This window comes from Sphingomonas sp. (genome assembly GCF_031380695.1).
Taxonomy (GTDB): Bacteria; Pseudomonadota; Alphaproteobacteria; order Sphingomonadales; family Sphingomonadaceae; genus Sphingomicrobium.
Map to the genome: position 1 here is coordinate 1 of NZ_JANMWY010000281.1, position 2,410 is coordinate 2,410.

A 2,410-nucleotide genomic window follows, 5' to 3' on the forward strand; every position below is an offset into this window, starting at 1 on the left:
GATGCGGTCTTCGACCTCCTCCAGTCCCGACGACGTCCGCGCGACGAGGATGACATGCGCTCCCGCAGCAGCGAGCGCCTCGGCGGTGGCGGCACCGATGCCGCGACTGGCGCCGGTGACGAGCGCCAGCTTTCCCTCGAACGCCTTGGTCACGATGATCCGATCAGCGACTGGCGACCAGCGCGAGGCGGGGATGGCCGTCTTCGTTCATGTCGGTCAGGGTCGTTGGATAGTCGCCGGTGAAACAGGCGTCACAGCGCTGCGGCTGGCGCGCGTCACGAACGTCGCCCATGGCGCGATAAAGGCCGTCGATCGAAATGAAAGCGAGGCTGTCGGCATGGATATGCTCGGCCATCGCCGCGACGTCCATTTGTGCTGCGAGCAGCTTGGATCGCTCAGGCGTATCGACGCCATAAAAGCAGCTGTGGCGGGTCGGCGGCGAGGCGATGCGCATATGGACTTCGCTCGCGCCGGCATCGCGCATCATCTGGACGATCTTGAGGCTGGTCGTGCCGCGCACGATCGAATCGTCGATCAGGACGATCTTCTTGCCCTTGATCAGCGCCGAATTGGCGTTGTGCTTGAGCTTCACGCCGAGGTGGCGGACGCCGTCGCTCGGCTGGATGAAGGTCCGGCCGACATAGTGCGAGCGGATGATGCCGAGCTCGAACGGGATGCCCGACGCCTGCGAAAAGCCGATTGCGGCGGGAACACCGCTGTCGGGGACGGGGACGACGATGTCGGCCTCGACCGGCGCTTCGCGCGACAGTTCGGCACCGATATTCTTGCGCACTTCATAGACTGACGATCCGTCGACGATGCTGTCGGGGCGCGAGAAATAGACATGTTCGAAGATGCACGGACGCGGCCGCGCCGGCGCGAATGGACGATAGCTGCGCAGCCCGCCATCGTCGACCAGCACGAGCTCGCCCGGATCGATATCGCGCACATATTTCGCGCCGATGACGTCGAGCGCGACCGTCTCGGACGCGAAGATGACCGCATCGCCGAGCTTGCCCATGACCAGTGGCCGGATGCCGAGCGGATCGCGGCAGGCGACCAGACCCTGCTCGGTCAGTACGAGCAGCGAATAGGCCCCCTCGACCTGGCGCAGCGCGTCGATCAGCCGGTCGAGCGGCGTGCTGAACGATGAGGTCGCAGTGAGGTGGATGAATACCTCGGTGTCGCTGGTCGACTGGAAGATCGATCCGCGCCGGATCAGCGCGCGCTTGATCGTCATCGCGTTGGAGATGTTGCCGTTATGGGCGACCGCGAACCCGCCCTCGTTGAGGTCGGCATAGAGCGGCTGGACATTGCGCAGCGCGGTCTCGCCGGTAGTCGAATAGCGGACATGGCCGATCGCGGTGCGGCCGGTGAGCGGGCGCATGATCTCGTCGCGGTCGAAGTTGCCGCCGACCTGGCCCATCGCGCGGTGGGTGTGGAAATGCTTGCCGTCGAAGCTGCTGATCCCGGCCGCTTCCTGGCCGCGATGCTGCAGTGCGTGGAGGCCGAGCGCGACATAGCTGGCGGCGCCGTCGGCACCCCAGATGCCGAACACGCCGCACTCCTCGTGAAGTTTGTCGTCTTCGAACGGATTGGTCGTGAGCATAGGCCGGGCCGAGTCCTGCTGTCGCGAAGCCGTCATATAGGGAGGGGTTGCGGGTTTGTCGCCCTGTCCATTTGCGAAAGGCTTGAAGGGCGCGGGAAAGCAGGCGAGGGGAGGGGATGCGCCGCGTCCTGCCTTTGTTGATCCTGATCGCCGGTTGCTCGGCCAAGCCGGACGACTCCGGACCGCCGAGCGGCAGCTTCAGCGGCGGCGACCGCGACCGACTGTGCATCGCCCGCAGTGAGGCCGGCGTGCGGGCCGGGATCATTGCTTATGGCACCGGCGATTCGAACTGTTCGGTGGCGGGGACGCTGGCCCGGGCGGAGGCGGGATGGCAGCTCACGCCGCAGGGCGAAGGGGCGTGCAAGATTGTGCTGTCGATCGATGGCGCTGCGGTCGGCGTGACGGGCGTGTCGGCGTCGTGCGCCTATTATTGCGCGCCGGGGGCAACGCTCACCGGGAAGAAATTCAAGCGGGATGCGACGGCGGGCATTGTGAGCGATTTCGGCGGGGAGCCGGTTTGCTGAAATTCAACATTGCAATGACCTGACCCGGGCCAAAGTTCACCAAAGTTCACACGGTATCGGCTATGTTTGTCGACGCGCTCGTCCGGCGGAATCGACGCGGGATCAGCAATGAGAATCAGCCGAGTCCGAAGTCGCACGAGCGTGGGCCTGTAGGAAAGTTTTTTCGATACTGTCTGCTGTTGGGGGAAGGCGAGCGGCACTTCGCGGTGTGAACAGACCACAACCGATCAAGGGGCAGATGGGTGCGCGACCCCTATTATCCTGAGCGCGATCCAGC

At 64.9% G+C, this 2,410-nt stretch carries 3 protein-coding genes; 1 reads left to right on the forward strand and 2 read right to left on the reverse strand.

The features are described from left to right. Positions 1–153 (reverse strand): SDR family NAD(P)-dependent oxidoreductase (locus RMN84_RS10190; protein ID WP_309612064.1); only part of this gene is annotated, 153 nt, incomplete at its 3' end. A 10-nt stretch (positions 154–163) separates the two neighbouring features. Further along, a complete protein-coding gene (gene purF / locus RMN84_RS10195) occupies positions 164–1,609 on the reverse strand; it encodes an amidophosphoribosyltransferase (RefSeq protein WP_309612062.1) in 1,446 nt (481 codons plus the stop codon). A 116-nt stretch (positions 1,610–1,725) separates the two neighbouring features. On the opposite strand from purF, the gene RMN84_RS10200 reads away from it, so the two are divergent. Continuing rightward, on the forward strand, positions 1,726–2,133 hold the full coding sequence (locus RMN84_RS10200; RefSeq protein WP_309612063.1) for a hypothetical protein: 408 nt from the start codon (positions 1,726–1,728) through the stop codon (positions 2,131–2,133). The last annotated feature ends 277 nt before the right edge of the window (positions 2,134–2,410 follow it).

Excerpts from the sequence above, each read along its gene's own strand:
- purF (WP_309612062.1), bottom strand. The coding sequence starts at position 1,609 with ATGCTCACGACCAATCCGTTCGAAGACGACAAACTTCACGAGGAGTGC.
- RMN84_RS10200 (WP_309612063.1), top strand. The coding sequence starts at position 1,726 with ATGCGCCGCGTCCTGCCTTTGTTGATCCTGATCGCCGGTTGCTCGGCC.